Source organism: Rahnella rivi (assembly GCF_019049655.1).
Classification (GTDB): Bacteria; Pseudomonadota; Gammaproteobacteria; order Enterobacterales; family Enterobacteriaceae; genus Rahnella; species Rahnella rivi.
This window is the reverse complement of the sequence record NZ_JAFMOX010000063.1, coordinates 148,721-175,631: the sequence shown is the minus strand read 5'-3', so window position 1 is coordinate 175,631 and position 26,911 is coordinate 148,721. Positions and strand designations below refer to the sequence as shown.

23 protein-coding genes are annotated in these 26,911 nt (G+C 56.8%); 10 read left to right on the top strand and 13 right to left on the bottom strand.

Annotation, left to right across the window (positions count from 1 at the left end; all coding sequences use genetic code 11):
* The first annotated feature begins 18 nt into the window (after window positions 1-18).
* Together J1779_RS17315 and J1779_RS17310 are read left to right on the top strand one after the other, a co-directional pair.
* Entirely contained in the window at window positions 19-831 is an 813-nt protein-coding gene (locus J1779_RS17315; RefSeq protein WP_217204357.1) for a siderophore-interacting protein, read from the top strand.
* A complete protein-coding gene (locus J1779_RS17310; RefSeq protein WP_238485197.1) occupies window positions 831-1,313 on the top strand; it encodes a PadR family transcriptional regulator in 483 nt (160 codons plus the stop codon). The genes J1779_RS17315 and J1779_RS17310 overlap by 1 nt, the downstream gene beginning before the upstream one ends.
* A 55-nt stretch (window positions 1,314-1,368) precedes the next feature.
* On the opposite strand, the gene map is transcribed toward J1779_RS17310, so the two are convergent.
* Both map and J1779_RS17300 read right to left on the bottom strand, forming a co-directional pair.
* On the bottom strand, window positions 1,369-2,169 hold the full coding sequence (gene map / locus J1779_RS17305; RefSeq protein WP_122096878.1) for a type I methionyl aminopeptidase: 801 nt from the start codon (window positions 2,167-2,169) through the stop codon (window positions 1,369-1,371).
* On the bottom strand, window positions 2,162-2,416 hold the full coding sequence (locus J1779_RS17300) for a ParD-like family protein (RefSeq protein ID WP_056779560.1): 255 nt from the start codon (window positions 2,414-2,416) through the stop codon (window positions 2,162-2,164). The genes map and J1779_RS17300 overlap by 8 nt, the downstream gene beginning before the upstream one ends.
* A gap of 159 nt (window positions 2,417-2,575) precedes the next feature.
* Here J1779_RS17300 and J1779_RS17295 point away from each other — a divergent pair, with 159 nt between their 5' ends.
* A complete protein-coding gene (locus J1779_RS17295) occupies window positions 2,576-2,965 on the top strand; it encodes a hypothetical protein (protein WP_056779557.1) in 390 nt (129 codons plus the stop codon).
* A 92-nt stretch (window positions 2,966-3,057) separates the two neighbouring features.
* Here J1779_RS17295 and J1779_RS17290 read toward each other — a convergent pair whose 3' ends face one another.
* From J1779_RS17290 to J1779_RS17280, 3 genes are read right to left on the bottom strand one after another with little or no spacing between them, the layout of a single operon-like run.
* The gene (locus J1779_RS17290; protein WP_183849300.1) at window positions 3,058-3,354 is read right to left on the bottom strand and encodes a pentapeptide MXKDX repeat protein; all 297 of its coding nucleotides are present in this window, start codon (window positions 3,352-3,354) and stop codon (window positions 3,058-3,060) included.
* 50 nt (window positions 3,355-3,404) lie between these two features.
* The gene (locus J1779_RS17285) at window positions 3,405-4,208 is read right to left on the bottom strand and encodes a molybdopterin-dependent oxidoreductase (RefSeq protein WP_122096880.1); all 804 of its coding nucleotides are present in this window, start codon (window positions 4,206-4,208) and stop codon (window positions 3,405-3,407) included.
* A 10-nt stretch (window positions 4,209-4,218) separates the two neighbouring features.
* Window positions 4,219-4,845 carry a cytochrome b/b6 domain-containing protein gene (locus tag J1779_RS17280; protein WP_217204356.1) on the bottom strand — a complete coding sequence of 209 codons (627 nt, stop codon included), beginning with the start codon at window positions 4,843-4,845 and terminating at the stop codon, window positions 4,219-4,221.
* Between the two features lie 152 nt (window positions 4,846-4,997).
* Between J1779_RS17280 and J1779_RS17275 the strand changes: the two genes are divergently transcribed.
* From J1779_RS17275 to J1779_RS17265, 3 genes are all read left to right on the top strand, one after another.
* Complete coding sequence (locus J1779_RS17275) at window positions 4,998-5,720, top strand: response regulator transcription factor (RefSeq protein WP_136376720.1); 723 nt, start codon at window positions 4,998-5,000, stop codon at window positions 5,718-5,720.
* A 3-nt stretch (window positions 5,721-5,723) separates the two neighbouring features.
* Window positions 5,724-7,190: a sensor histidine kinase gene (locus J1779_RS17270; protein ID WP_056779543.1), complete on the top strand. Its 1,467-nt coding sequence runs from the start codon at window positions 5,724-5,726 to the stop codon at window positions 7,188-7,190.
* Window positions 7,191-7,289: 99 nt separating this feature from the next.
* Window positions 7,290-7,610, top strand: coding sequence for a DMT family transporter (locus J1779_RS17265; RefSeq protein ID WP_056779540.1), 321 nt, complete (start codon window positions 7,290-7,292; stop codon window positions 7,608-7,610).
* A 60-nt stretch (window positions 7,611-7,670) separates the two neighbouring features.
* Here J1779_RS17265 and J1779_RS17260 read toward each other — a convergent pair whose 3' ends face one another.
* Window positions 7,671-8,036, bottom strand: a complete 366-nt coding sequence (locus tag J1779_RS17260) for a type II toxin-antitoxin system HicB family antitoxin (RefSeq protein WP_238485196.1) — start codon at window positions 8,034-8,036, stop codon at window positions 7,671-7,673.
* Window positions 8,033-8,320 carry a type II toxin-antitoxin system HicA family toxin gene (locus J1779_RS17255; protein ID WP_217204355.1) on the bottom strand — a complete coding sequence of 96 codons (288 nt, stop codon included), beginning with the start codon at window positions 8,318-8,320 and terminating at the stop codon, window positions 8,033-8,035. Before J1779_RS17255 ends, J1779_RS17260 begins: the two co-directional genes overlap by 4 nt.
* A gap of 285 nt (window positions 8,321-8,605) precedes the next feature.
* Between J1779_RS17255 and J1779_RS17250 the strand changes: the two genes are divergently transcribed.
* Window positions 8,606-9,949, top strand: coding sequence for a HEAT repeat domain-containing protein (locus J1779_RS17250; RefSeq protein WP_217204354.1), 1,344 nt, complete (start codon window positions 8,606-8,608; stop codon window positions 9,947-9,949).
* A 29-nt stretch (window positions 9,950-9,978) separates the two neighbouring features.
* Here the strand turns inward: J1779_RS17250 and J1779_RS17245 are convergent, their stop codons facing one another.
* The 6 genes from J1779_RS17245 to J1779_RS17220 form a co-directional block, all read right to left on the bottom strand.
* Window positions 9,979-10,602, bottom strand: coding sequence for an NAD(P)H-binding protein (locus J1779_RS17245; protein ID WP_122096883.1), 624 nt, complete (start codon window positions 10,600-10,602; stop codon window positions 9,979-9,981).
* A complete protein-coding gene (gene hutX, locus J1779_RS17240; protein WP_056779532.1) occupies window positions 10,599-11,111 on the bottom strand; it encodes a heme utilization cystosolic carrier protein HutX in 513 nt (170 codons plus the stop codon). Before hutX ends, J1779_RS17245 begins: the two co-directional genes overlap by 4 nt.
* Complete coding sequence (hutW, locus tag J1779_RS17235) at window positions 11,098-12,423, bottom strand: heme anaerobic degradation radical SAM methyltransferase ChuW/HutW (RefSeq protein ID WP_122096884.1); 1,326 nt, start codon at window positions 12,421-12,423, stop codon at window positions 11,098-11,100. Before hutW ends, hutX begins: the two co-directional genes overlap by 14 nt.
* Window positions 12,424-12,623: 200 nt before the next feature.
* The gene (locus J1779_RS17230; protein WP_056779525.1) at window positions 12,624-13,034 is read right to left on the bottom strand and encodes a hypothetical protein; all 411 of its coding nucleotides are present in this window, start codon (window positions 13,032-13,034) and stop codon (window positions 12,624-12,626) included.
* 217 nt (window positions 13,035-13,251) lie between these two features.
* Window positions 13,252-13,956, bottom strand: a complete 705-nt coding sequence (locus J1779_RS17225) for an SDR family oxidoreductase (RefSeq protein WP_122096886.1) — start codon at window positions 13,954-13,956, stop codon at window positions 13,252-13,254.
* Between the two features lie 129 nt (window positions 13,957-14,085).
* A complete protein-coding gene (locus J1779_RS17220; RefSeq protein ID WP_420804211.1) occupies window positions 14,086-22,620 on the bottom strand; it encodes a glycoside hydrolase family 94 protein in 8,535 nt (2,844 codons plus the stop codon).
* A 277-nt stretch (window positions 22,621-22,897) separates the two neighbouring features.
* Here J1779_RS17220 and fecI point away from each other — a divergent pair, with 277 nt between their 5' ends.
* From fecI to fecA, 3 genes are all read left to right on the top strand, one after another.
* Complete coding sequence (gene fecI / locus J1779_RS17215; RefSeq protein ID WP_217204353.1) at window positions 22,898-23,416, top strand: ferric citrate uptake sigma factor FecI; 519 nt, start codon at window positions 22,898-22,900, stop codon at window positions 23,414-23,416.
* Between the two features lie 5 nt (window positions 23,417-23,421).
* A complete protein-coding gene (gene fecR, locus J1779_RS17210) occupies window positions 23,422-24,384 on the top strand; it encodes a ferric citrate uptake sigma factor regulator FecR (RefSeq protein WP_217204352.1) in 963 nt (320 codons plus the stop codon).
* Window positions 24,385-24,516: 132 nt separating this feature from the next.
* A complete protein-coding gene (fecA, locus tag J1779_RS17205) occupies window positions 24,517-26,877 on the top strand; it encodes a TonB-dependent Fe(3+) dicitrate receptor FecA (protein ID WP_183849286.1) in 2,361 nt (786 codons plus the stop codon).
* The last annotated feature ends 34 nt before the right edge of the window (window positions 26,878-26,911 follow it).

Genomic DNA, 26,911 nt, shown 5'->3' with positions numbered 1-26,911 from the left:
CCTGAAAGAGAGAAGAACATGGAACAACATCGCACTGATTTACCTGCCGCCAACTTGCCGGTTCGCGTTAAAAACGAGCTGGCTTTTCGTGATCTCACCGTGAAGCGCTCTGAAAATCTTGCAGGCTGCTTTAAGCGGATTGTCCTCGGCGGAGAAGACCTGAAAGGTTTTACCTCCCGTGGCTTTGATGATCACATCAAACTGTTTTTCCCTGCCAGCCAGGGGGATGTGGTCACGCCGCCGGTGGCCACCGAAGAGGGCATTGTGTGGGGCGAGGGGCCGCGTCCGCTTAACCGCGAATACACGCCGCTGCACTTTGACGCGCAGGCCAATGAGTTAACGCTTGATTTTTACCTTCACGACGGCGGTGTCGCCAGTGAGTGGGCGGAGGGCGCGAAGCCCGGCGATAAGCTGATTATCGGCGGTCCGCGCGGTTCGTTGATCATTCCGATGGATTATCAGTGGCAATTGTACGTGTGTGATGAAACCGGTCTTCCGGCGCTGAAACGCCGCCTGAGTGAGCTGAAACAGGCCGCGACAGGCGCGAAAATCACCGTGCTGGTGAAAGCCAGAGACGCCAGCTGTGTGCGCTATCTTGAAGACGAAAAAGACGTCAGCGTCGAGTGGATCATTGGCGCGGAAGACAGCGACGATCTGGAAACCGATGCCCTGATGCAGAAAGTCAAAAGCCTGACGCTGCCGGACAATGATTTCTATATCTGGGCCACCGGCGAAGGCAAACGGGTGAAAGCGCTGAACGACTATTTCACCGTCACTCAAAAATGCGATCCAGCTTATGTACGCTGCGTGGCTTACTGGCACAATAAATAATGCTGATGAATAAACATCGTCGCGAAAGAATGTTTGAAACCGGAGACATCCGGTTATTAATGCTGCATTTTCTAAAGCAGCGTCCGGCGCATGGTTATGAATTGATTAAGGCAATCGAGGAATTAGCCAAAGGCGAATACACACCGAGCGCCAGTATTATTTATCCCAATCTGACTTTTCTGGAAGAGCAGGCGTTAATCAGTTCTTCTCAGGAAGAGGGCGGGAAGAAACAATATACCATCACCGCAGAAGGGGCCGAATCGCTGGCACAGCAGGGCGAATTACTGAATGCGGTAACCGGCAAACTGCATTCGCTGGCGATATTATCGAATAACCGCAGTATTCCGGAAATGCAGCGGGCCATTAATAATATCCGCATGGCGTTAAACCTGCGGCTGGCGAAAGGCCCCGTCGGGCAGGATACGTTATTTAAAATTGTCGATGCGTTAGATCGCGCGACAAAAGACATTGAGCGTAGCTAAACCGCGCGCCAGAAAGCAAAACGCCTCCTGACGGAGGCGTTGTAGTATCAGAGCATCAATTCTCTTCAGGCCACGGCGTCAGGATCTCATAGCCCGTTTTCGTCACCGCAATCATATGTTCCCACTGCGCCGACAACGAGTGATCTTTGGTCACGACCGTCCAGCCATCGCCCAGCACTTTGTTCTGCTTCTTACCGGCATTGAGCATCGGCTCGATGGTAAACAGCATGCCTTCCTGTAGCACCAGCCCGCGGTTTTGCTCGCCGTAATGCAGCACCTGCGGATCTTCGTGATAACCCATGCCGATACCGTGACCGCAATACTCTTCCACAATGGAGAAGCCTTCGCGGTGTGCCACGGCGGCGATGGCAAAGCCGACATCGCCCAGCGTCGCGCCAGGGCGTACCACTTCAATACCGGCCATCATTGCTTCAAACGTGGTGTCCACCAGACGGCGCGCCATAATGGAGGGTTCGCCGGCGTAATACATGCGGCTAGTGTCGCCGTACCAGCCGTCTTTGATCAGCGCCACGTCAATATTGACGATATCGCCTTTTTTCAGCGCCTTGTCGGAAGGAATGCCGTGGCAAATCACATGATTAATGGAAGTGCAGACGGTCTTCTGATAGCCCTGATAGCCAATGTTGGCCGGGATCGCCTGAAGTTCATCCACGATAAAATCGTGGCAAATGCGGTCCAGCTCGTTGGTGGTGACACCCGGTACGACGTAAGGGGTGATCATGTGCAGCACGCGGGCGGCCAGTTTTCCGGCGATGCGGGCTTTATCGATGCCTTCCGGGGTTTTGATCATCCGGTTGTTATTAACGAAATACCTGCTGTCTAAACCACTATTCATTGCTTGCCTTCCTGTGTGTGCCACCCACGTTTAACAGCGTGCGGATACTGCCGGTGTTTTCATCCGACTCCAGACTGCATTGCACCAGCAGCCGCGAAATTTCACTGTGCGTCATGTCCGGATGGGTTTCCATCAGCATGCCTATTTTCATCCAGTGTTCCGCCTGCGCATTCATCGAACGCGTATAGGCCAGACTGGCGATACGCAGATTTTCATGCATCAGTTCTGAAATCTTAATGATACCCATCGGGCGACCTCGGCAGTATACGAATCATATATGTTTCGTATACTACGCAAAATATCCCCTAAACTCAACCGGCGCATGTCATGACACCTTTCAGCCAATGGCGTATATTGTGGCGACTTTTCAGTCTCTTATCGCCAATGATAAATTCAAAAGGTTTACATGAAATCTACAAGTAAGTTACTTATTGGGCTGGTGTGCATTTTTTCACTGGCAGGCTGCTCGCGTACTGAACCGGTATTAACGCCACACACCACCATTACCACGCATAATTCGGAAGACCAGATTAAAACCGCGATCATGAGCGCCGGATTAAACCGTGGCTGGATCATGACTGCTGGCGGACCTGGCGTGATCAATGGCCGTCTGAACAACCGTGATCACGTGGCGAATATCCGCGTTAATTACACCCAAAACAGCTACACCATTAATTATGTGAGCAGTTCTAATCTGCTGGCAGAGAAGGGTGAAATCCACCGCGGGTATAATCACTGGGTGAATAATCTCGATAACGATATTCAGATCCGTCTGGCTTCCACTGCCGCGAAATAACTTTTTTGCTCCGCTAAGACAAAGCAAAACGCCTCCGCTGTAACAGACGGAGGCGTTTTTTTATGCCTGAGGTTCAGGCAGGGAGAGGCGGATTACTGGCCGGACGGCTCTTTTTTCATTGCATCTTTAGACATGTTGTCTTTGGACATACTGTCCTTCGACATAGAGTCTTTCGACATACTGTCTTTTTTCATGTGATCTTTGGACATGCAGTCTTTGCCCATGCTGTCTTTCGCCATGGTATTTTTGCTCATGCTGTCTTTTTTCATGCAGTCTTTCGACATGTGGCCCATGGTGTCTTTTTTCGCCATGGCGTCAGCGGCATAAGTGGTGCTGACCGCACCCATCATCAGACAAGCAGACATCATCATTACGGTTAATTTTTTCATGGTCATTCCTTCTTTCAGGTTTTAAGAGACAAAGGTTTTGTGTGGCGTGTTCAGCTTCCGCCGAACCAGTTGTAGCCCTGATCTTCCCAGTAGCCACCGGTGAATGTGTTCGTTATTTCAATCACTTCTATATGCTTGGGGTTTTTGTAACCCAGCTTGGTTGGCATTCTCAGTTTCATCGGGAAACCGTATTTTCGTGGCAGGATCTGACCGTCATAAGTCAGCGCCAGCAGGGTTTGCGGATGCAGCGCCGTCGCCATATCAATGCTGGTGTAATACTGATCTGCGCATTTAAAGCTGACATATTCTGCCGTGAGATCTGCCCCAATCAGGCGGAGAAAATCCCCGAACGGCACGCCGCCCCATTTACCGATCGCGCTCCATCCTTCAACACAAATGTGGCGCGTGACCTGGCTTACCTGCGCCATCTTGTACAGCGTCGGCAGGGACCATTCGCGTTTATCCAGCGCCAGACCGGCGATTTTCAGGCGATATGCGTTGCCGTCGACTTCCGGTGCATCGTCTTCGGCGTAAAACGCATTAAACGGAAACGGACGGGTGATCATCGATTCGGCATACACCGGCGCGAGACGTGTCGAACCGAACAGCCAGCCCTGTACGCGGTCGTTAAAGCCCGAAATCTTACCGAGCGCGTTTTCCACGCTGGCGTTATCGCTGATGTCACAACCGGTCAGCATCGCCACGCCGCCGAGGGTCAGTCCGCGCTGTAAAAACAGGCGACGCGAGGGGGCATCCAGCTGACGGATAATCTGTTTCTGCGCTTCCTGCACAATGGCTTCGCTGTCCGACGGGCTAAAAATCTGGCTGATACTTTTTTTGATGATGTTTTTCATCGGGTTTTCCTTAACGTCCGCGGATCATGGCGATCAGCGTTTTTGGCACCAGCGCCACCATCACTACATGTAGCACCACAAATCCCACCAGCGAGGCCATCGCCAGAAAATGCACGTAACGCGCGGTATCGAAGCCGCCCATCAGTTCGCGCAGCAGCGGAAACTGCACCGATTTCCACACCACCAGCCCGGAAAGCACCAGCACGATGCCGTCAAACATCACGAACACATAGGCAGCGCGCTGCACCATGTTGTAGTGGCGTAAATCGCTGTGTGACAGCGTGCCGCGAAGCGCCGCCCGCAGATCGTTGAAAATACCGCGCGGGGTCAGCGGCCAGAATTTCTGTTTCATGCGGCCGGTGAAAATATTCATCAGCAGGTAAAACAATCCGTTAAAACCAAACAGCCACATACCGGCGAAATGCCACTGAATCGCGCCGCCCAGCCAGCCGCCGAGCGTCACGGTGGAAGGGAAATCAAAATCAAACAGCGGCGAAGCGTTATAAATCTGCCAGCCACTGGTCACCATAATCAGCACCGCCAGCGCGTTCAGCCAGTGCGTCAGACGCAGCCATAAGGGATGAATCGTGGCCGGGGCTGGTTTCACCGCCGGAGGTAACGTTGTGTGTGTTGTCATGATGTCTGCCCGCCATCTGCCCTGTTGATGTCATCAGTATCCGGCGGATTTGTTCCCGAAGACCTCACGCAAAGTTAAATTAAATGTGATAACTCTGAGGCATTCGCTTGTGTAGACTCAGGGAAGAGATTGGAAGCAAGGGTTGAGAAAAAATGGATAAAACGAAGAAGATCCTGATTGTCGAAGACGACGGTGATATTGCGGATTTACTCAGTCTGCATCTGCGTGATGAAGGCTATGAAATTACCCACGCCGCTGACGGCAATCTGGGTGTGGCGCTGCTGGAAAAAGGCGGGTGGGATGCCCTGATCCTCGATCTGATGCTGCCGGGCGTTGACGGCCTGGAGATTTGTCGCCGCGCCCGCAACATGACGCGTTACACGCCGATCATCATCATCAGCGCGCGCTCCAGTGAAGTACACCGCGTGCTGGGGCTGGAGCTGGGGGCTGACGACTATCTGGCAAAACCCTTTTCCATGCTCGAACTGGTGGCGCGGGTCAAGGCGCTGTTCCGCCGTCAGGAAGCCATGAGCCGCAACATGAAGATGGATGCGGGCACGCTGAGTTTCTCCGGGCTGGCGATAGACCCGATCGCTCGCGAAGTGATGCTCAATCATCAGCCGGTGGAGCTGACGCCGCGTGAGTTTGATCTGCTGTATTTCTTCGCCAAAAATCCCGGCAAAGTGTTTTCGCGCCTCAGCCTGCTGAATCAGGTCTGGGGCTACGAGCACGAAGGGTATGAGCATACGGTGAACACCCACATTAACCGGCTGCGCATCAAGATAGAAACCAATCCGGCCGAGCCGGAACGTATTCTGACCGTGTGGGGAAAAGGCTATAAATTCGCGTCTTCCGTTGAAGAGGCGCAAGGGTAAATCATGAAAAATCTCACGCTGGCACAAAGACTGACACTGGTATTTACCTTGCTGCTGATCGCCTGCTGCGCGCTTTCCGGCTACATGCAGGTGCGCTCGAGCAATCAGTACAGTCAGGCGGTGATCCAGCGTTTGTCGGCCAATCTTGCCACGCAGATCGCCGCCAATAATCCGCTGCTCAGCCAGGGCGACTGGGATCCGAAAGCGGTGCATTCGCTGTTCAACCAGCTGATGGCGGTGAATCCGAGCGTCGAAGTGTATCTGCTCGATAACAACGGCAACATCGTCGGTAATGCCGCGCCCGCGGGGCGGCTGCAACAGCAAAAAATCGATCTGAAACCGGTCACCGCGCTGTTGCAGGGCGCGAAAATGCCGGTGTACGGCGACAACCCGCGTGACCCGCAAACCCGTCAGGTGTTCAGCGCCGCGCCGTTGCAGGTGGACGGCGTGACCAAAGGCTACGTGTACATTGTCCTGCTGGGTGATGAATACACCGCGCTGACCAGCGACGCACAATATCAGTCGGCCATTTATCTGGCGCTGCGCTCGATGGGGCTGGTGGCGCTGTTTGGCCTGCTGGCCGGTGCGCTGGCATTCCGCTGGGTGACGCGTCCGGTGCGTAAACTGACGCAACAGATCGCCCGGCTTGACAGCGGCGGTATGGCCGCCATTCAGGCACTGGCGAAAAGTGAACCGCCGGCCGGTGCGCCGCGCGATGAAGTGGCGCAGCTGCAACTGGCGTTTGTCGCGCTGGCAAAACGTATCGATCAGCAATGGCAAAGCCTGATGGTGCAGGATCAACAGCGCCGTGAATTTATCGCCAATATTTCCCACGATTTGCGCACGCCGCTGACCTCGTTGCACGGTTATCTGGAAACGCTGTCAGTAAAATCGGACCACCTGAGCAACGAAGACCGGCAGCGTTATCTCAACATTGCCCTGACCCAGAGTAAAAAAGTCGGGCGTCTGGCGCAGGAGTTATTCGAACTGGCCCGTCTGGAATATGGCGTGGTAAAGCCGCAAAAAGAGCCGTTTTCCCTGTGCGAACTGGTGCAGGATGTCTTCCAGAAATTCGAACTGGCGACCGAAACGCGCGGGCAAAAACTGCTGGCAGATATCACGCCGGGCATTCCGCTGGTGAATGCCGATCTGGGTATGATCGAGCGCGTGCTGACCAATCTGCTGGATAACGCCATCCGCCACACGCCGCAAGGCGGCACTATCGAAATCAAACTATGGAAGAGTGAAGGGCAGGTGATGGTGCAACTGAAAGACTCCGGGCCGGGCATTGCGGCGGAGCTGAAAGACAGCCTGTTTGTGAGGCCGTCGATCCTCAGTGCCAATAAACACCGGGCAGGCGGGCTCGGGCTGATGATTGTGCGCCGCATTCTGCAACTGCACGGCAGCGATATCCGGCTGATTGAAGAGCCACAGCGCGGCGCGTGTTTCCAGTTTTCTGTGCCGGTGTGAAACTCTGCGTTATAATTTTCTTTCACAACGCTGACTGGACGACCAGAGATTCGGCATTACTCTTCAGGGACGACCCTGGCACGGTAAAAAGGACAGGTTATGGCCTGGGTATATTTGTTTTTCGCGGGAATTTTCGAAGTGGTCTGGTCGGTGGCGATGAAAGAGTCTCACGGTTTCAGCCGCCTTGTTCCCAGTATTATCACCATCGTTTTTATGCTGCTCAGCTTCGCGCTGCTCTCTGTTGCCATGAAAACCCTGCCGCTCGGCACGTCTTACACCGTCTGGGTCGGCATCGGCGCAGTGGGCGCCTTTATCCTCGGCGTGACCCTGTTTGGCGAGAGCCTGAGCCCGCTGCGGGTCGTCGCCGCGCTGCTGATTTTTTCCGGCGTGGTATTGCTGAAGTTTGCGACAAAAGATTGAGTGACCGGTTAAGTCAATCAAAAGCCGCTCAGGAGAATGAGCGGCTTTTTGTATTGCGGGCTAGAGAGCGATCAATGCAGAGTATTCATACTTCATTAACACCAGATCAGCGCCTTCACTGAGCAAATCGTTAATTGAACGCCCTGTGGCTTGAGCGGCCAGTGCTAATGCCGCATGTTGTGGAGGTGCCAGCCGGGTAGTCACCTTGCCACTGAACGTTTTTACCGGGGCGATACCTTTCTCTTCACACACTTCCAGAAAAACCCGCAGCGATGTTTTACCTTCTTCTTTCAGCTTTTCAACGCTGTCCGCGTAGAAATCTGCACCCCCGTTAAGGTGAAGAAATTCGCCACGGAACATTTCAATTTCCGGATCGTAGGTAACGACGGCAATGTGACCGTCGATTTTCATTGTGTTGTTCATCATGGTTTATATCCTAATCTTTCTAACCATTTTCTGACGGAAGACACCGCGCCTTTATCAGTTTCCGGTTGTGGGTGAGGCCGGTGGAAGACCTGAACTTCATCATCCAAAATCACCGCCATACGCGAGCCTTCCCTTTCTTCAATTTCTCCGCCCAGTGCTCCTAGCAGGGCTTCTATATCTGACCATTTAATTGACGGATTTACCGGTCTGGAAAATACAGAGACAAGAACCCGTTTATGCTTTGCTGACAACCCTGTCAGCCGGGGATTAGGTACGGCAGTCATTATTTGCATAACGCATATGATACCAAAAAGTGACACCATAGCCAGTCTTTGGTGTCATTTCATAGTGTCATTATTGCCTCTTTTTCCTTCAGGCTGGTGTTGTGATGAGGTGTGGGGGCTGGTAGCAGAGAGGGTCTGACTGGCACGGTAATACCTGTATGTTTATGCTTTTTAATGAGATGGCAGATATACCTTCATACTCAACGTTATGGCATCTCTTTAGCATTATCCGTAAGGTATTCGAAAACAATGATGGACTGAATCAGGCAGGAAAGGAGATTAGCGGTGGCAACGGAATACTATTTATTACAGCAAATCGAGGCGCTGATGAGCGATCCGGCTAACTGGGATAACGCTTATGCCCGTGAAACGGACCCTCTGAAACGGCTGGAATGCCTGACCCGCCACTATAACGGGCATCTTCGCCAGCGGGCGGTGCTCTGTCTGGGAAGAATGAAAGTCGGAGAGGCATTGCCGGCAATCATCAGGCGGGCGAATGACTGGGTGAGTCAGGTGCGTGATGCCGCACGCCAGAGCATCCGCCAGTTTATGGTTCCGCAAGGTGCCCGATGGCTGGTGGAGTGTCTGCCTGAATTCGGCAAGTTACTTAGCAGCCAGCGTGATGACCATGCACGGCTGCTGGAAGAAATTCACCGCTTTCTCGTCCGGCCAGAGAATAACGCCGTTTTGATGGAAGGCCTGAACTCAGCCAAACCGGATGTCGCCAGACTGGTGCTTGGCCTGATGCTGGAACAGCAACTGTTTACTGTGGACGTTATTTTTGAACGCACGCAGGGTCATAAAAATCCGTCTGTCAGACTGATCGCCACCCGCGCCTGGCTTGGTCAGTCCGGAAGGCGGAACGAACAAGATCTGCTGACGCTGCTAAAAGACCGCTATGCGCCGGTCAGGCAGGTGGCACTTGCTGTTGTGATGGATGAAAATGCTGACGTGCCCGTCACGATGCTGCTGATGCTGTTGCATGATAACAACGAACTGGTGCGCAAACGTGCGGCCAAAGTGCTGACTGAACGCGGTCATTCCCCCGTGGCGCACAGTCTGGCGGTGTTTAACGATGCGACTCAGAACCTGTCCCGCCGGTGCGTGGCACTCAGGGCGCTGGACGAGCAGAAATATGAGGATGTGCTGGCGCTGGCCCTGGATTGCCTGAAAAGCGACAGTACCGCGCTGTACAAAACGGCGTTGGACATTGCCGTTGATCATTTGCAGGAAAATGCCAGGGAATTGTTGCTTGAGGCGATGTCGTACCCGGCTTATTCCGTGGCGAAACGGGCCGGCAGGCAGTATGCAAAACGCAAGTTTTTCCTGACGCTGGAGGATATTTTACGCAGTCAGGCGGCCGCGCCATCAGCTGAACATCTCGGGCTCTATCTGCCATTATCCGCTCGCCTCGGGTTGTGGGAAGGTCTGCAATTTATGCTGATGCAAGCCGGGAATGCTGAACGTGAACCGATGAGACAGGCGCTGGCAAAATGGACGACGCGCTTAAACCGCTTTTACACTGAGCCGACGGCGCACCAAAAAACAGCATTACGGGCGCTGCTCATTCAGCATCCCGACGTCGGCCTGCGTGACAAAAACTATCTGATGCAGGTGTTATCTGCCTGAAAAAAAAATGCCCCGTCAGGGGCATCTTCTCAGAAGCGGGCACCCGCCAGAGACGGATCGATCAGGGCGTAAATTTTACCCCATCCCTCGCCGCTATTGAGCAGTTGCTGAATGTGCAACGCGACGTCACTTCGGCGAACGCGCCCGTGGGCTTCGGTTTCCAGCCGTTGCGCCTGGCCGGTCGCTTCGCCATCCGTCAGGCCACCGGGGCGCAGGATGCACCCTTGCAGCGTACTGGTTTGCAGCCAGCTTTCCGCCAGCGATTTCTCCCGCACCGCCTGCCCGAACGCCTGTTTTGCACGGTCAGACAAGGTAGACCAGCTGTCGCCGCAGCCGATGGAGGTGACCAGCACCATCTGGCGGATACCGGTCTGTTCGGCGGTATCGATGATCAGCCGGTTAGCGTGGTAATCAGAGTGTTTCCCGCCCAGCGTGGAGACAATTTGCGCCTGCGCCCCGGCGGTCTGGCAGGCCAGCAAGACGTCCTGCGGGTTAAGCGCATCGCCTTCAATCACCGTGACGCCCGCCTGGCGTAAGGCGTTTGCCTGTTCAGGTTGGCGAATCAGCGCCACCAGCGGGCGCTCTTGCACACTCAAGGCAGCCAGTTCTGCACCGACGCCGCTGCCGGCGCCAAAAATCAGCAAAGTCGTCAAATTACACTCTCTCTTTCAGCCAGCATGGCGGGAAGCGCGCGAAACGCCGTCAGCTGATCGTTCAAAAGCTGGCGGTGGCTGTCGCGTCCCACGAAAACCTTGAGCATCGCATAACCGGCAGCGTTTAAAAACCAGACGCTTGCTGTGCTCATTCCCATAAATGGTCGTTCGACCAGCGCGATATGCTGGCAATGTGTCGCGCGGATATGCCCGCTCAGCCCCTGTTTGCCACGCAGATTAAAATAGCCGTGGCGGTGTGTGCCGGTCGGCAGCGCACCGTGAAATTCGAGGATCAGGTCATCATTGTTGACCAGCGTCGTCACCTCTCCCCATTGCGTGATGCTGTCCCACACCGTGTCGAAATGTGCGCCTGAAAACAGATAACTTCCCGGTAAATTTTGGATCACGTTCAGCGGCGCGATGCCATATTCGCGGGCAATATCTTCCACGGTGCCATCGGGTTCTGTGGCTAAAAAGTCGATCAGGGTTTGCAGTTTATCCGTGTGCATGGGCGGCACTCCGTAAAGTCAGTTGTGGGATCAGATCTTGCAGCGCCTGCAACATATTGCTGGCCCAGAAACGTCCGGCGGGGGTGAGATCAAAGCGTGCGCCGTGACGGTTCATCAGGCCGCATTGCTGCCATTGCTCTAATAAAGGTTCGAGGGGAAGCGGGTCTTCAACGATGCGGCTCAAATCGTAGCGGCCTGCTTCGATGCCGCCTTGTAAATCGAGACGCCAGCGCTGCTCGTCAGAGGCACCGGCGGTCATCATCATGATCGGCTTCTGCCCGGCATCGAGTTGCTGATACCACGCCTCCAGACTGCGTGCCGTCATGTACGACTGACCGCCCAGATTGCCGCCCGCGCCGCTGCCAAATGCCAGGCAATCTGCGCCCTGTTTGATCAGCAGATTGTACAGATTGCGCTCCCGCGTGGTGCGCGCCCAGTGGCTGTTGCTGATCTGATGCCAGCCATCGCGCGCCAGAAAGGCTTCGCCTTCAAGATAAAAATCCCGGCGCATTGCGACATCGGGCAAAGTGACGCGGTGATTTTCAACCGCTTTGCCCAGTGGCGTAGAAGGCAACAGGTTCAGCGCATACAGATCGACGCCGTCGAGCGGCAAATCACGCACAATCTGTAAATCCTCACGCCATGAGGCGGGCGTCTGTGCCGGCAGGCCAAACATCAGGTCGCACACCACCGCGGCGCGGTCGCGTTCGCCCAGTTTTTGCAGGAAGTGGATCGCCTCCTCACGGCTGGCGCGACGGCCCATCCGCTGACGGATGCGGGTATCGAACGTCTGAATGCCGATGGAAAAACGGTTGGCACCGGCTTCCAGACAGGCATCGATTCTCTCATCGTCAAAGTTGAGAATGCGCCCCTCGACGGTGATTTCGCAGTCCGGCGCCAGCGGAAGGAGGCGTCGCAGCGCGCTGATGATGCGGTGCAACTGTGTCGCGCTCAGCGCCGTGGGCGTGCCGCCGCCAAAATAGACCGCATGAACCGGGGCGGACTGATGCAGCGGCGAGCCAGCTTCCTGTTCGATTTCGCGGATCAGATAGTCGCAGTATTGCTCCGTCGCCTCTGCTTCGAGTTTGTTCTGATAGAACCCGCAGAATGTGCAGTGCGTGGCACAGAAGGGAATATGCAGATATACCAGACGCTTATTGGCCGCAAGTGTCTGCTGACACAGCGCCTGCCACTGCGCGGGAATATCCTGAGGCGCGACGGGTTGCTGTGGCCGCCAGGGCATCACCGCCCGGCGGTCGGGAAACGGCAACCCCTGTTCGGCAGCATAAAAGCGCGTGAGGTCTAAGCTCATAGGGTTCTTCTTCTCCTGAAGAATCAAGTATCGGTGAGCATTAAACGATAATGATTATCATTCGATCAAATCAAAACCACGCTTTCGATGATCTGCATCAAGGAGTGCGTTTCGCCGCGCCGCGGGATCCCCTGCCGTTATCAGACGAGTGTGTCGCTAACCGGGCTTAAGTCAGAATGCCGGAAAGGGATTATTTCAGATTAAGAACATTTGTTTGACGTGAAGCGTATAACGCCTGAGCCGCCTCTGAATGTGGTGTGGTTATTTTTATCTTTTTGTGCCTGGGCTTTGACGTGGAATTTATTTTCATTAATTTCAGTCATGACAACCGTCGCGGATGATTTCACCCCTTTTAGAATACAGGTTCTCTTAACAACTACCCGGTGCGCGGTGTTATTTGTATAGTAATTTTCGCAATTGCTATCCTTAAATTTAACGTTTCGATTAATCGTTTTAAGAAGGAGTGATTCTGTCGGGGATACGCAGATTTTACCCAGCGTGCCGGTGACATTGGCGACTGCCCATTCACCCGGTTTGATGGTGATTGCACTGGCCGGGTTTAAAAGGGGCAGAGAGAAAAGAACCATTAATAACAGCGTGTGTTTGCGCATTTTTATTACTCCTTTAATAAAAACTTTATATGTATTCTTTTGGCTATATATAAATAAAGCATTCTTCCTGGCATATTCATGAGGAATATCCCTGAAGCGGGCGTGCTGATAAATATAAGGCAGGTCAAAAAGATAAGACGGGGGGATATTACGGACTGACGTTATTATTGTAAAGCCATGCGCCAGCACTCCGGCCCGGCGCATTATTCAAGCAGTCTCAGCGTTTGGCTTTATCCCGCCGTGGTCTGACGGCGATATCGGTAATTTGAGTATCGTCACTGGCACTGACCACCAGACGCACCGCCGCCGCAACCGATTCGGGTGTGCTGTAATCCCGCGGATCGATGGCCGCAAAATCTCCCTGACTTTCGCGGGTTTTGCGGTTCATCGGCGTATCCGTAGGCCCCGGCGCGACGGTGGATACGCGCACGCCATGTTCGCTTTCTTCCTGCCGGAGAGCATGAGCCAGCGCATTCAGGGCAAATTTCGATGCGCAGTACACCGTATTTCCGCCGTCGGCTTTCGTGCCCGAACCCGAACCGATAAACACCACCTGACCTTCCTGTTTTCGCAGCGCGGGCAGCGCCAGCCGGGTGAATTGTGCAGGCGCAAACACGTTAATGGAAAATTGCTGCTGCCAGTCCTCCGGGGTGGCGTTTTCAACACGCAGGGGTTTGGAGATTGCCGCCGAATGGACCAGCACATCAATCTGCGGCAGCTCGCGGATAAAGTGTTCAATGGCGGTAAAATCCAGTAAATCGATTTCCACCGCGTCAACGTTTTCAATCAGCCGCAACGCCAGCAGGCTCTCTTTATTCCGCCCCAGCGCAAAGACCCGATGGTCGCGTGCCAGATTATGGACAATCGCCAGCCCGATACCGCTGGTTCCGCCGGTAATGACGGCGACAGGAAGTGTGCTCATGGTGTTCTCCTCGGTTTTTTTCTCAACCTAACAGCAGAAAGATGCCCGCGCGACGGACTTTATTGGCTTAGCTTGTGTGGAAAAAAGAAAAGCCCCGCAGTGCGGGGCCTCTGAGAGTATCGGTATGATCTAACTGCCCAGTTCCACCTCCACCTGATGCTCAGCCCCGTCATCCACCAGCGGAATTCGGTCATTTTCCAGAACCTGGCCGTCGAGCAGTACGCGGTATTCGCCGGTGCTGCGGCGCACGGTGATCTGATAATGGCTGCTACCCTGCTGATAAGAGACGGTGATCTCCGGCCAGGCGGCGGGCAGATGGCTGTGAATGGCGATCGCGTCGCCGTGGCGGGTGATGCCGAGCAGGGCTTCGGTGATCAGACGATATGTCCAGCCTGCCGAGCCGGTGTACCAGCTCCAGCCGCCGCGTCCGCTGTGCGGATCCACCGAGTAAATATCGGCGGAAATCACATAAGGTTCGGCTTTATAGCGGCTGACGTCGCTGGCGCTGAGGCTGTGATTGATCGGGTTAATCATCGACATCAGCTCCCATGCCCGTTCGATATTGCCCTGTTTGGCGAAGGCCATCACCGCCCAAATCGCACCGTGAGTATATTGCCCGCCGTTCTCGCGCACGCCTGGCAGATAACCCCGGATATAGCCTGGATTCGGGCCGTTGCCGTCGAACGGCGGCGTCAGCAGTTTGATCAATCCGGCGTCGTTATCCACCAGCCGTTGATCGACCGAGTGCATGGCGCTGGCGGTGCGTTCCGGCGTACCTGCACCGGAAAGCACAGACCAGCTCTGGGCGATAGCGTCTATCTGACATTCGTCATTCAGATGTGAGCCCAGGGTTTCGCCGCTGTCGAAGTAGCCGCGCAGATACCAGTCGCCGTCCCAGGCGTGTTCGTTCAGATTGTGTTTCAGCAGTGCCGACTGTTCGCGGCACAGTGCGGCGGTGTCTTCGTCATGGCGTTCTTCTGCCAGTGCGCCGTAGCGTTGCAGCACGTCATACAGGAAGAAGCCCAGCCAGACGCTTTCACCGCGACCGCCAAGGCCGACCAGATTCATGCCATCGTTCCAGTCGCCCGCGCCCATCAGCGGCAGGCCGTGTTGCCCCATTTTCAGGCCGTGTTTCAGTGCGCGAACCCCGTGCTGCCAGAGGGTTTCATGCGTTGAACTGACCACCGGTAACTCATAGAAAGACTCTTCACCGGCGGCCAGCAAACGTGCTTCGAGATACGGAATTTGCTGCTCCGCGATGTCGTGATCGCCGGTCACCGAGATGTAATGGCTGATGGCCAGCGGCAGCCACAGATAATCATCTGAGCAGCGCGTGCGCACGCCATTGCCGGTTGGCGGATGCCACCAGTGCTGGACGTCGCCTTCGATAAACTGCCGCGAGGCGCACAGCAGGATCTGCTCGCGCATGCGCTGCGGTGCGGCGTGGGTGAGCGCCAGCGTGTCCTGAAGCTGATCGCGGAAACCGAACGCGCCGCCCGACTGATAATAGCCGCTGCGCGCCAGGATCCGGCTGGCTAAGGTCTGATAAATCAGCCAGCCGTTGGCGAGTAAATTCACCGACGGATCCGGCGTGGTGACCTGAATTTTATCCAGCACCTGATGCCAGTGCTGATGCACGCGATCCAGTTCGGCCTGCGCCTCGCCTTCCTGCAAGAACTGGCGGATCAGCGCTTCGGCGTCATTGGCGTTTTGCCCCAGACCCAGCACGAAGGTAAAGGTGCGCTGATCACCGTCGATGAGCGTGGTCGCCGACTGCACCGCGCCGCACGGATCCATCGCTGCGCCCGTGCGGTCGGAGAGCCGCTGGTTTTTCATGGCCGCCGGAGAGGCCGGTGAACCGGCACGGCCAAAGAACTCACGGCGATCGCCACTGACCGAACAGTGTGCGCCGGTCACCGCGAAGAAGGCCGTGCGTTCGCCGCCGTTGCTGGTGTAATGGTTGGTCGCCAGCACGCCGCAGCCCTGCGTCACACGCGCCTGCGAGGTGACGATGTGCATGGCGGATTTGGTGCGCAGATCGGCCATCACCCATTCCACATAACCGGTGACCGACAGCCTGCGCGGACGGCCGGAGACGTTGGTCAGGGTGAGCATGATCAGTTTCACCGGCGCATGTTCGGCGACCAGCACCGTCATTTCGCTGGCGATCCCGCGTTCGGTGTGTTCGAACACGCTGTAACCAAAACCGTGCCGCGTGACATAACCGCCCGCGCCGCGCACCGGCAACGGTGCCGGTGACCAGACGCTGCCGCTCTCTTCGTCACGCAAATAAAACGCTTCGCCGGAACTGTCGCTGACCGGGTCATTTTCCCACGGCGTTAAACGGTATTCGTGGGCGTTTTCATACCAGGTATACGCCTGACCGCTTTCTGAAATCACCGTGCCAAAATCGGCGTTCGCCAGCACGTTTGACCACGGCGCCGGGGTGTTTTGCCCTTCGTTGAGCAGGATCTGATATTCACGGCCATCAGGGGAGAATCCACCGGTGCCGTTGAAATAGGTCAGGCCGCGCGGTTCTGCGGCCACCGGGCTGATGTCATCGTCGCTGCGAACCGGCAGCAGAGCCTGCTGGGAAGCGTGCGGCATTTGCATCCGCTGGTTAAGCTGATCGGTCAGCGGACCGTGACGGTCGTCGATCACCACCCGCGCCACGCTCATCAGCAGCGTGCGGTCTTCCTGCGAGATCTGCTCGCCGTTACGCACAAATATCCCGCCCGGAATATCGGTCTGGCTGGAGCCCGCGCCGGAAGCCACCAGGCCGAGGATCTGGTTTTGCAGCGCCTGCTGATAACCGCCCGGATCGTTGGAGAGCAGCACCAAATCGACTTTCAGGCCTTTCAGCCGCCAGTAGTTGTGCGCGCGGATCAGCAGTTTCACCAGATTGATGTTTTCGCTGCTGGAGAGGGTGAGCAGCACGATCGGCAGATCGCCCGAGAGTGAAAGCCCCCACAGGCCGGACTGCCCGCGCCGGTTATGGATAATGGTCTGAGCATCACCGCGCATTTCCTGACTGGCGAACAGCAACGCACCGGCCAGACGGTTAAACAGCCCGGCGTCATCTTCGGTGGCGTTGAGCTGGCGCAGAACAACCTGACTGTGCGACCAGGCGATTTCGAATACCCGATCAGCAATATGGTGGTCGCGGTATTTTTCCAGCAGCGCCAGGCTTTGCAGGCGGGTGTCGCCGATGCCATACACCATATCGACCACCACCGGCACGCCGGGTTTCAGGCGGATACGCTGGCGGATGGCCAGAACGGGGTCGAGCACCGCACCGGCGCTGTTACTGAGTTTGCCGGGCTGTTGCAACGCCTGCGGATGCGCCGCGGTGTGGCCGCGTCCGATAAAGGCTGCGCGATCGGTTTCGAACGAGGTTTCCCGTTCGACCGGACCGTGGATCGCCATCATGTGGAACATCCACGGGCAATGCTCGTCCGGCTCGCGCGGGCGGCGGTGGCACAAAATCCCTTCCTGCGCAGGCACCAGTTCGGTCTGCACAAACAGGTTGCTGAACGCCGGATGGGTGGCATCGTTGGCCGCCGGAGCCAGTACCACTTCCGCATAGGTGGTGATTTCCACCGTACGCGGACGACGTCCGTGGTGCGTGATCGTCATACGGCGGATTTCCACGTCGTCTTCCGGTGACACCACGATGTGCGTTTTCAGGGTCAGCGAACCCTGTGTACGGGTGAACTCCGCCCCGGAGTCTGTCAGCACCGCGTGATAAGTGCCTTTTTGTTTGCCTGCGGGCTGCCAGGTATTGCTGGAGATTTCACCGGTGGCCGGATCGCTCAGGTAGCAGAAGATGCCGCGATGATCCCGCGTCGCATCTTCCCGCCAGCGGGTTAACGTCAGATCTTTCCAGCGGCTGACGCTGCCGCCAGCCTGCGTCACCATCAGGTGATAATTCGTGTTGGAGAGCAGCTGAACTTCCGGCGTCGGGCTGTCCACGTCGGTGAATTCGCGCAGTTCGACGTTGACCTTTTGCAGCGTGCTGTCGTGCGACTCAAAGTGACGGCGCGGGCTGTAAAGCTCGACCGCATCCGGCACGCGTTCCTGCAACAGCAGGCGGGCGGACTGAAATGCCGCATTCGCTGCAAAGCGCGCAGGCATCGGGGAATCGAGCAACACGTTCGCCAGCGCGAGGAACCCCATTCCCTGATGGTGCGCCATGTAAGAACGCACCACGATGTAAATCTGCCCGCGAACCAGCCGCGACGGGCTGTAATCAAGCGCGTCGTAAAAGCCGTATTCGCCGCGCGCGCCGCAGTTTTCCAGTTCGACCAGATTGAGGCAAGCCTCCTGCGGACGGAACATCAGCGCCATCATGGTGGCGTAAGGCGCGACCACCATGTCTTCGCCCAGCCCGCGCTTCAGCCCGAGGCCGGGTACACCAAAGGCGTGATACTGGTAATTCTGGTTGAGATCAAAGGCCGCGTACGCCGACTCCGAAATCCCCCACGGCACGTTGTTCTCCTTGCCCCAGGCGATTTGTCGGTCAACGGCGGTCTGGCACATTTGTACCAGCAGCGTATCGGGATAAGCGGGCATCACCAGCTGCGGCATCAGGTATTCAAACATCGACCCGCTCCACGACATCAGCGAAGGCTGTTTGTCGATCACGGTGAATAACCGGCCCAGCGCGAACCAGCTTTTTTGTGGCAGCTGGTTGGTGGCAATGGTCACATAGTTGGTCAGGCGAATTTCAGACGGCAGCAGATCGTATTTTCCGCTGTCCATTTTATGCGCATCGCAGTTGTAACCGACGGTCAGCAAATGGGTGTTGGTGTCGTACAGGAAGCGGAAATCCATGTGCGCGTGATCGTTCAGGCGTTGTTCCAGCTCACCGATAATGTCCAGACGCTGACGCGCCAGCCCGATGGCGCGGGAAAGTTGCGGCGAGCTCAGGGCATCCTGCTGCGCCAGCCATAACAGCGAAGGCAGAGGCTCGTGGTAAGCCTGTGGCGACAGCCAGCCATAAAACGCAGACCACTCGGCCAGCCCGGCATCCAGCTGTTCCGCCAGCCGTGGCAGATAACCTTCCGACGAGGTGGCGATCAGCGCCCGCATGGCCCGCAGGTGAACAAAGATCTCCTCGCCCTGCGCCGTACTGGCCTGCGTCCAGCTCTCGCGCAGTTTTGCCATGGCGGCCGCGCCGTTTTTATTTTCGGCCAGATACAGCGTGTCTTCCAGGCCGGTCAGCCATTGCGGAAGGTTAACCGCAGGTTGCACACGCCACAGGTGCAGGCCGGTGCTCAGGGTCAGCAGATGTCCGGCGAAGTTGCCGCTGTCAACGCTGGAAATGTAGCGCGGATTGAGCGGTTCCAGCGTGCGCGTGTCGTACCAGTTGTACAGATGGCCGCGATAATGCTCGAGTTTATCCAGCGTATCGAGCGTCTGGCTGGTGCGCAGTAACACTTCGCCCTGCGTGATGTAGCCGAAATCCCAGGCGGTAATATTGGCCAGCAAAGAGAGGCCGATATTGGTCGGCGAGGTGCGATGCGCCACCACCGGCTGCGGGATTTCCTGATAGTTATCCGGCGGCAGCCAGTTTTCCTGCTCATTGACGAATGTCTCAAAGAATGACCAGGTCTGACGTGCCGCCTGACGCAGGAAAATACGCTGCTGTGCGTCCAGATCGGGTGCCGGACGTGACGCGGGCTGGCTCAGCCAGCACATGACGCGCGGCCCGAGGAACCAGAGAATGCCGAGTGGCAGCGCCGCCCAGACCAGCGAAGAATGGGTCAGCGTGGGCAACATCACCAGCGCAATCCCGGCCAGCGGGTTTGCCCACATGCGGCGGTAGAAATATTCCGGCGACTGCGCGCGGCTTTTCTCACTGACGTTGATGCTGGCCCATTCGTGCAACTTACGGTGGCTGACGTTGAGCCGCCACAGCGTCAGTAAAATCGCCTGCACCGAGTAGACCGCTTCATGCGGCAGCGTCATCAGCGTCACGAAAATGCGCGACAGGCGGCTGAGGGTGGCGGAGGCCACGCTTTTCAGATGGGGGAGCAGCGAACGGCGCGGGCCTTTATTGAGTAAATCCAGCACCAGCGCGACCAGCACCGGAAACAGCAGCATCGCGGCGATAAATCCAAACCAGTACATTTTGTTTGGCACCAGCGCCACGGTGCAAAAGATGATCACCAAAAAGGCCGGGGCGACCAGACTGCGGCGCAGGTTATCAAACAATTTCCAGCGCGAAAGGGTGGTCAGCGGATTGCGGCAGCGCTGCCCGTCCTCCTGACGGACACGAAAACGCAGCCAGTTCAGCAGTTGCCAGTCGCCACGGATCCAGCGGGTTTTACGCGCCACGTCGGCCAGATAATGATCGGGATATTGCTCGTAAAGCACGACATCGCTGAGCATGCCGGAACGGGCGTAACAGCCTTCCAGCAGATCGTGGCTGAGCACCAGATTTTCCGGGCAGGTGTTTTCGTTGGCGCGGATAAACATATCAACATCGTAAATCCCCTTGCCGACAAAAGAGCCTTCGCCGAACAAATCCTGATAAATGTCTGACGACATCGACGAGTAAGGATCGTTGCCCGGCACGCTGCTGCACAAAGCGGCATAGCGCCCCTGGCCGTTGGCGGGGATCTCTTCCGCCAGACGCGGCTGGAGAATGGCGTAACCGGACACCACCAGATGGCGCTGTTCGTCATACACCGGATGGTTCAGCGGGTGGGCCATCGCCGCCACCAGCTGATGCGCCGTGGCACGCGGCAGGACGGTGTCGCTGTCGAGCGTGATCACGTACTTCACCTGCTGCAAATTCGCCTGCGTGCTGCCTTCGATCAGCGAAAACGGTTCGCCGTGGCCGCGTAACCAGAGATTAAGCGCGTTGAGTTTGCCGCGTTTGCGTTCATAACCCATCCACACGCCCTGAGCGGCATTCTTTTCGCTGTCACGGTGCAGCAAAGTGAAAAGCGCGCCTTGCGTGACGGTGTAACGTCTGTTGAGCTGCTGGATTTTCTGCCGGGCATACACCAGCAGGGTATCGTTGTCCTCACTGTGCGGCTCTTCGCTGTCGTGAAAATCGCTGAGCAGCGCGAAATTCAGATTCGGCAACACGTTGCCGAGATAACAGACTTCGAGGCTGTTGATCAGTGCGTCGATATTTTTACGGCTGCCAAGCAGGCAGGGGATCACCACCAGCGTGCTGGCGCTTTCAGGAATGCCACCAACAAATTCCAGACGCGGCAACGGCTGCGGCGTGCGGCTGCGGGTGGTGATTTCACTGAGCAGATTAAGGGCAAACTGGCTGGCGACCAGCATTACCGGCACCAGCAATGCCCACCACAGCCAGTTATTGCCCGGATGGCCGGAGCGGTACAGCGCATCGGCGGTGACGGCGGTGGTGACCAGTAACAAACTGCCCAGCCACGACAGCAGCGGCGTCTGGCTGAGTTTGGCGCGCGCGCGGTTAAGCAGCGAAAAGCGCACCTGCAACTCTTTTTCCAGCACCGGTCGGCCGGGGCCAATCAGGTAATACCCGACGTGTTGCTGCTGGTAAGTGCCGCCGGCCTGCTGCGCCAGCGCCACGGCGCGGGCCGCGACGGCGGCTTCATCATGACGGGAGTTACGCGAAAGCCGTTCAATCTGATGGCGGTAATTGTCACGCGTGTCGAAATGCATGGTGGCGTAAATACTGGCCGGATCGCCGCGCAGGATTTTCTCCACCACGCTGAGATTTTCGGCGAAATCCGCCCAGTCCATTTCGGTGAGCTGGCGTAACCCCATGATGCTGTTACTGACGGAAAGCTGATTTGCCGCCAGTTGCTGATTGAATTTGTCGATGACTTCGCGCTGCGTCAGGCCGACTTCGCTCAGACGTTGTTCCACCCAGGTCAGCGGCAGCGCCAGCATGGATCCGTGGCCCTGCAGGCGGCGCACCAGTTCGGCGACAAACGCACTGGTGCGCGGCGGATTGGTGCGCGCCATATCGGCAATCACAATGATCTGACTGGCCGGATCGTTTTCGGCGCTGTCCTGCAATTTATTGACCCAGAAATCCGCCAGATTGCGTTCTTTCTGGGCGTTGGCGACTTCAATGCTCACGCGGCGCAGATTCTCTATCAGCGCCAGACGCAACATCCCCGGAAACGCCCACAGTTCACCCAGCGTCAGCGGCCTGACGCTCTGATAAGTGGAGAGAAAACGGGTCAGGGTTTTAATGTCCCACAGGCCGTCGCTGTGGCTGACCACCTCGGTGGCGATGTCGTAAATGCGCGGGCAAAAATGCGGTGATCCCAGCGAGGGCAAACCCTTGCCGAAGTTTTTCGGCAACAGCTGACGCACCACGCGGATTTGTTCTTCGATCAGATAGTAGTTATCCAGCAGCCATTCACCGGCGGGGGTGATACTGGCTTTTTCGCCACTGCTGAGGATCAGACAGCTGCGGGTCAGGACCTTCTCATTGTCATCGAGGCGTTTGAGCAGATAGTAGGGGAGTTTCTTCTTGGATAACTTATGCGAGAGGGCCAGCTTTCCGCCGTAGCGTTCCATCTGGTCTGCCGAAAAAAGCTCGGCACGGATCGGCGTGGACTGTTCAAGCGCGCTGGCGCGATGACGTCGGGTGGCCGGTGATACAGGTGGTGCTCCTTTACTTTTGAACCAACTGAAGACAGCATTTTTCACGTCAACATTCCTTATGCGGACCCGAGAAGGCAGTTGCCTGAGCTGCGATAAGAGTTCACATAGTGAGATAAAGAGGTCAGGGGCAGGGAGGCATATCGGAACAGGCACCGGTAACGCGTGTCTCCTCCAAGCTTAGTGTGTTAATGCGCGGGATGTCGGTTTTCTTTTCACATTTGCGCAGGCCCGACGGGAAAAGGCGCAGGATCCTCGATTGTAATGATAACTATTATCAATTATTATCCAATGGTGAATTTCTGGTCTGGTTATGTAACTTTCTATGTCCATCAACGCTGCCGTATCGCCCGCCCGCGCGTTTGAAGCGCTCTACAGCTCGCACCACCGCTGGCTGAAAAACTGGCTCCGGTTAAAACTGGGGTCGGCCAATGACGCCGACGATCTGGCGCAGGACACCTTTATGCGCGTCCTGACCGGCGACAGTGCGCAGGAAATTCGCGAACCCAAATCCTTTCTCTGCACCATTGCCCGCCGGGTGATGGTGGATTTTTTCCGCCGCAACGCGCTGGAACGCGCTTATCTCGACATGCTGGCGCTTATGCCGGAAGCGCATATGCCATCGCCGGAACAGCGCCAGTGCCTGCTCGAAACCCTGCAACAGATCGATACGATGCTCGACGGCCTGGGCGAAAAAGTGCGTCAGGCTTTTTTGCTCTCCCAGCTGGAAGGGCTGACCTATCCGGTGATCGCCCGGCGTCTGAACGTTTCGGTCAGTTCGGTTAAAAAGTACATGGCGAAAGCCACTGAGCATTGTCTGCTGTTCAGCCTGGAACATGGCTGAGCGCAATGACGTCCTCCCTTACCGATAATCAGCGTCTGGCGCTGAAAATGGCCGCGCAGTGGTTCGCCACCTTGTGCTCCGGCGAGGTGACGGCGCAACAAAATCAGAAATGGCAACGCTGGCTGGCGCAGCACGAAGACCACCGCTGGGCCTGGCAGCGGGTGGAATCCTTACAGGGTCAGTTGCACAGCATGCCTGGCCGCTTCAGTTATCAGACGCTCAATCATGCGCGCCAGCAGTCGGAGGTCACCCGCCGCCGCGTGCTGAAAGGATTGCTGGTGCTGCTCGGGCTGGGCGGCAGCTGGAAAGCGTGGCAGACGCCCGCCGGACAAGGCCTGCTGGCGGATGCGCGCACCGCCACCGGCGAAATCAAAACGCTGCGTCTGCAAGACGGTTCCCAACTTTCGCTTAACACCGCCAGCGCCGCCGATATCCGTTTTACCCCGCAAGAGAGGCTGATCCGCCTGCATCAGGGCGAAATCAGCATCATCACCGCGCAGGATACGCAGCCCGTCTCGCGGCCTTTCCTGGTGCAAACGCAGCAGGGCATGCTGCGCGCCCTCGGCACGGAATTTATCGTCCGCCAGTTTGATGACGCGACCCGCCTGACCGTGCTGAAACACGCGGTGGAAATCACGCTGCCGGGCCAGCGCTTGCAGGTCAGCGAAGGCCAAACCGTCCGTTTTACCGCCAGCGCATTTGGCGAGGTGACGGCTCTTTCGGGCGGAGCGGGCAGCTGGAGCAAAGGCGTGCTGAGCGTCAGCGACCGGCCTCTGGCGGAAGTGGTGGATGAACTGGCGCGTTACCGTCACGGCCATCTGAGCTGCGACCCCGCTGTTGCAAATCTGCGCATCAGCGGCACTTTCCCGCTCAACGACACCGACGCGGTCCTCAACATTCTTTCACGCACGTTACCCGTCAGGATCCACACCCTGACCCGCTACTGGGTGAACGTGGTGCCCGCGTAATGCTGCCGTAATACCACCTGCAAATAAAAATGATAAATAATCGCATTCGCGATTGTCCCTTTTGCATTCTCATCCGACTCCTATGCAGCACTGAAAAAAACACACAGCAAAAACATAAAATCTGGAGAGGGTATGTCCATTTCACGCTCACGCGTTCTGCGTTCTTTTGGCAACACAACACCACTGGCGATGGCCATTCACTGCGCGATCCTTCCTGCTGCGCTGATCACCGCGCTGCCTGCGGCGGCGGCGGTTCAGTCTGCGTCGTATCAGATTGCGGCAGGCAATCTCGATACGGCACTCAATCAGTTTGCGGCAAAAGCGGGGATCACGCTGTCGGTGGATTCTTCGCTGACGCGCGGCAAGCACAGCAAGGGTTTACAGGGAAATTACACCCTCAATGACGGCCTGACGGCGCTGCTGGCAGACAGCGGGCTGGAAGCCCGATCATTGGGTAACAATGCGTTTACGCTGGCGGCCATTCCGGCGCCGGTTCAGGAGCCGGAATCCCTGACCGTGGTCGGCGACTGGCTGGCTGATGCGCGTGAAAACGACGTGTTTGAACATGGCGGGGCGCGCGACGTGATCCGCCGTGAGGATTTTGTCAAAACCGGCGCGACGACGGTGCGTGAGGTGATGAACCGCATTCCGGGCGTGAATGCGCCGGAAAATAACGGCACCGGCAGCCATGATATGGCGATGAATTTTGGTATCCGCGGGCTGAACCCGCGCCTCGCCAGCCGTTCCACCGTGCTGATGGACGGCATTCCGGTGCCGTTTGCGCCTTACGGCCAGCCGCAGCTTTCCCTTGCGCCGGTTTCGCTCGGTAACATGGACGCGGTGGATGTGGTGCGCGGCGGCGGCGCGGTGCGTTACGGGCCGCAAAGCGTCGGCGGCGTGGTGAACTTCGTTACCCGCGCCATTCCGAAAGATTTCGGCATCGAAGCCGGAACGGAAGGCACTTACAGCCCGACCTCCAGCCAGAACGACCCGAAAGGCACCGGTAACCTGATGATTGGCGGCACGGCGGATAACGGCCTCGGCGGCGCGTTATTGTATTCCGGCACGCGCGGCAGCGACTGGCGCGAACACAGCGCGACCAAAATCGACGACGTGATGCTGAAAACCCGTTACGCGCCCAATGACGTTCACACCTTTAACAGCCTGCTGCAATATTACGAAGGCCGCGCAGAAATGCCGGGCGGTTTGTCCCGCGCCGATTACAACGCCAACCGTTTTCAGTCGACGCGCCCTTACGATGAATTCTGGGGACGCCGCCAGCTGGCGAGTTTTGGCTATCAGTATCAGCCGGATCAGCAGCATAAATTCAATATCCAGAGCTTCTATACCTACACGCTGCGCAGCGGCTATCTCGATCAGGGCAAAAACCTGACCCTTTCCCCGCGCCAGTATTGGGTCCGCGGCATCGAACCGCGCTACAGCCAGAGCTTCAACCTCGGCCAGACGGCGCATGAAGTGGGCGTCGGTTACCGCTACGTCAGCGAATCCACCCACGAGCTGCGCTATTACAGCCCGGCCAAATCCGGCGTCCTGCCGACCGGCGACAGCCCGTACGATCGCGATACCCAGTCCGGCACGCAGGCTAACGCATTTTACGTCGATGACCGTATCGACGTCGGCGACTGGACCATCACGCCGGGGATGCGCTACGAACATATTCAGTCGTATCAGAATAACTACATCAAAGGCACCAAGCAGGAGATCAGCTACAACGCGCCGCTGCCCGCGCTGAATGTGGTGTATCACCTGAATGATGCCTGGAATATTTACGGCAACACCGAAGGATCTTTCGGCACCGTGCAGTACAGCCAGATTGGCAAAGCGGTGGACAGCGGCAATATCGAGCCGGAAAAAGCCCGCACCTGGGAACTGGGCACGCGCTTTGATAACAGCATTGTGAAAGCGGAAGTCGGCCTGTTCCTGATCAACTTCAACAATCAGTACGACTCCAACCAGACCACCGACAGCGTGACCGCGCGCGGTAAAACCCGTCACACCGGGCTGGAGAGCCAGATCCGTTACGACCTGTCAGATTTGTCCCCGACACTGGAAAATGTTTCTGCCTACGCCAGCTATGCCTACGTCAACGCGGTGATCCGCGAAGAGGGCGATACGCACGGTAATCAGGTGCCGTTCTCGCCAAAAAACAAAGGCACGCTGGGGCTGGATTACACGCCGGGCAACTGGTTCTTCAACGTCAACAGTGAATACCAGTCCGGTCAGTTTGCTGACAACGCCAACACCGTTGAGGAAAGTGCCGATGGCAGCACCGGCCGCATTCCCGGTTTCATGCTGTGGGGCGCACGCGCCGGTTATCAGTTTGGCGCAGACATGGCGAACCTGAATCTGGCCTTCGGCGTGAAGAACATCTTCGACCATGAATATTTCACCCGCGCCTATGACGACAACAACAAAGGGTTGTATGCCGGTCAGCCGCGCACCTTGTATATGCAGGGTTCCCTGAAGTTCTGATTGTTCCATGCCCGCCGGGCGTAGCGCCGCTGCG

What these genes read in the sequence shown, in the direction of transcription:
- J1779_RS17255 (WP_217204355.1), bottom strand. Translation starts at nt 8,320, where the DNA reads ATGACTGCCGTACCTAATCCCCGGCTGACAGGGTTGTCAGCAAAGCAT.
- J1779_RS17300 (WP_056779560.1), bottom strand. Translation starts at nt 2,416, where the DNA reads ATGGGTATCATTAAGATTTCAGAACTGATGCATGAAAATCTGCGTATC.
- J1779_RS17310 (WP_238485197.1), top strand. Translation starts at nt 831, where the DNA reads ATGCTGATGAATAAACATCGTCGCGAAAGAATGTTTGAAACCGGAGAC.
- J1779_RS17275 (WP_136376720.1), top strand. Translation starts at nt 4,998, where the DNA reads ATGGATAAAACGAAGAAGATCCTGATTGTCGAAGACGACGGTGATATT.
- J1779_RS17225 (WP_122096886.1), bottom strand. Translation starts at nt 13,956, where the DNA reads ATGAGCACACTTCCTGTCGCCGTCATTACCGGCGGAACCAGCGGTATC.
- map (WP_122096878.1), bottom strand. Translation starts at nt 2,169, where the DNA reads ATGAATAGTGGTTTAGACAGCAGGTATTTCGTTAATAACAACCGGATG.
- J1779_RS17295 (WP_056779557.1), top strand. Translation starts at nt 2,576, where the DNA reads ATGAAATCTACAAGTAAGTTACTTATTGGGCTGGTGTGCATTTTTTCA.
- J1779_RS17265 (WP_056779540.1), top strand. Translation starts at nt 7,290, where the DNA reads ATGGCCTGGGTATATTTGTTTTTCGCGGGAATTTTCGAAGTGGTCTGG.
- J1779_RS17260 (WP_238485196.1), bottom strand. Translation starts at nt 8,036, where the DNA reads ATGATGAACAACACAATGAAAATCGACGGTCACATTGCCGTCGTTACC.
- fecR (WP_217204352.1), top strand. Translation starts at nt 23,422, where the DNA reads ATGACGTCCTCCCTTACCGATAATCAGCGTCTGGCGCTGAAAATGGCC.
- J1779_RS17285 (WP_122096880.1), bottom strand. Translation starts at nt 4,208, where the DNA reads ATGAAAAACATCATCAAAAAAAGTATCAGCCAGATTTTTAGCCCGTCG.
- J1779_RS17290 (WP_183849300.1), bottom strand. Translation starts at nt 3,354, where the DNA reads ATGAAAAAATTAACCGTAATGATGATGTCTGCTTGTCTGATGATGGGT.
- fecI (WP_217204353.1), top strand. Translation starts at nt 22,898, where the DNA reads ATGTCCATCAACGCTGCCGTATCGCCCGCCCGCGCGTTTGAAGCGCTC.
- hutX (WP_056779532.1), bottom strand. Translation starts at nt 11,111, where the DNA reads ATGCACACGGATAAACTGCAAACCCTGATCGACTTTTTAGCCACAGAA.
- J1779_RS17315 (WP_217204357.1), top strand. Translation starts at nt 19, where the DNA reads ATGGAACAACATCGCACTGATTTACCTGCCGCCAACTTGCCGGTTCGC.
- fecA (WP_183849286.1), top strand. Translation starts at nt 24,517, where the DNA reads ATGTCCATTTCACGCTCACGCGTTCTGCGTTCTTTTGGCAACACAACA.
- J1779_RS17230 (WP_056779525.1), bottom strand. Translation starts at nt 13,034, where the DNA reads ATGCGCAAACACACGCTGTTATTAATGGTTCTTTTCTCTCTGCCCCTT.
- hutW (WP_122096884.1), bottom strand. Translation starts at nt 12,423, where the DNA reads ATGAGCTTAGACCTCACGCGCTTTTATGCTGCCGAACAGGGGTTGCCG.
- J1779_RS17270 (WP_056779543.1), top strand. Translation starts at nt 5,724, where the DNA reads ATGAAAAATCTCACGCTGGCACAAAGACTGACACTGGTATTTACCTTG.
- J1779_RS17280 (WP_217204356.1), bottom strand. Translation starts at nt 4,845, where the DNA reads ATGACAACACACACAACGTTACCTCCGGCGGTGAAACCAGCCCCGGCC.